2 protein-coding genes are annotated in these 1,733 nt (G+C 62.4%); both read left to right on the forward strand.

Annotation, left to right across the window (positions count from 1 at the left end; translation table 11 throughout):
* The coding region (gene fusA / locus AC1DZ6_RS24660; RefSeq protein WP_477099732.1) for an elongation factor G at positions 1–1,490 on the forward strand (1,490 nt) is incomplete at its 5' end.
* 121 nt (positions 1,491–1,611) lie between these two features.
* Positions 1,612–1,733: GTP-binding protein (locus tag AC1DZ6_RS24665; protein ID WP_477099733.1), on the forward strand; the 122-nt coding region annotated here is incomplete at its 3' end.

A 1,733-nucleotide genomic window follows, 5' to 3' on the forward strand; every position in this document is an offset into this window, starting at 1 on the left:
ACGAAGAGATCCCCGCCGACCTGCTGGACAAGGCCAAGGAAGCTCACGCTTACCTGGTCGAAGCGGCCGTCGAACTCGACGACGACGCCATGGAAGCCTATCTGGGCGGCGAAGAGCCCTCGGAAGCCGTGCTGAAGAAGTGCATCCGCAAGGCCGTGCTGACCGGCGCCTTCTATCCGATCCTCTGCGGCTCGGCCTTCAAGAACAAGGGCGTGCAGACGCTGCTGGACGCCGTCGTCGACTACCTGCCGTCGCCGCTGGACATCCCGCCGACCAAGGGCATCGACTTCAAGACCGAAGAAGAGATCGTGCGTCACGCTTCGGACGACGAGCCCCTGTCGGTTCTGGCGTTCAAGATCATGGACGACCYCTTCGTCGGTTCGCTGACCTTCTGCCGCATCTATTCGGGCAAGCTGGAAACCGGCATGAGCCTGCTGAACGCCACGCGCGACAAGCGCGAGCGCGTCGGCCGCATGCTGCTCATGCACTCCAACAACCGCGAAGACATCAAGGAAGCCTTCGCCGGCGACATCGTCGCCCTGGCCGGCCTCAAGGACACCCGCACCGGTGACACCCTGTGCGATCCCCTGAAGTCGCCGGTCATCCTCGAGCGCATGGTCTTCCCGGCCCCGGTCATTGAGATCGCCGTCGAGCCCAAGTCCAAGGCCGACCAGGAAAAGCTGGGCGTCGCCCTGGCCAAGCTGGCCGCCGAGGATCCGTCCTTCACCGTCTCGACCGACTTCGAAAGTGGTCAGACGATCCTGAAGGGCATGGGCGAGCTGCACCTGGACATCAAGATCGACATCCTGAAGCGGACCTACAAGGTCGAAGCCAACATCGGCGCGCCGCAGGTTGCCTATCGCGAAAGCCTGGGCCGCAAGGTCGACATCGACTACACCCACAAGAAGCAGACCGGTGGTACGGGCCAGTTCGCCCGCGTCATGATCACCTTCGAACCGGGCGAGCCGGGTTCGGGCTTCGTGTTCGAAAACTCGATCGTCGGCGGCGCGGTGCCGAAGGAATACATCCCCGGCGTCGAAAAGGGCCTGATGTCCGTCAAGGACAACGGCCTGCTGGCCGGCTTCCCGCTGATCGACTTCAAGGCGACCCTGACGGACGGCAAGTACCACGACGTCGACTCCAGCGTGCTGGCGTTCGAAATCGCGTCGCGCGCCGCCTTCAAGGAACTGCGTGAAAAGGGCGCTCCCAAGCTGCTCGAGCCGATCATGGCCGTCGAGGTCGTGACCCCGGAAGAGTATCTGGGTTCGGTCATCGGCGACCTGAACGCCCGTCGCGGGATGATCCAGGGCCAAGACATGCGCGGCAACGCCACGGTGGTGAACGCCTTCGTGCCGCTGGCCAACATGTTCGGCTACGTGAACACCCTGCGCGGCATGAGCCAGGGCCGCGCCCAGTTCACCATGCAGTACGACCACTACGAGCCGGTGCCGCAACACGTCGCCGACGAAGTGATCAAGAAGTACGCGTAAGCTTTTTCCCCGGAAAAAGCGTACGAGAAGAAACGGGGTGGGTTCGCGAGAACCCACCCGCCTACACCCCAGAAATTCCCATTTAAATTGAGGCCCCTCTGGGGTCCTAAGGTAGAGAAAAATGGCCAAGGAAAAGTTCGAACGTAACAAGCCGCACTGCAACATCGGCACGATTGGTCACGTTGACCACGGCAAGACGACGTTGACGGCTGCGATCACCATCATCCTGGCGAAGTCCGGTGG

This window comes from Caulobacter sp. P1_B12_2, assembly GCF_056406675.1.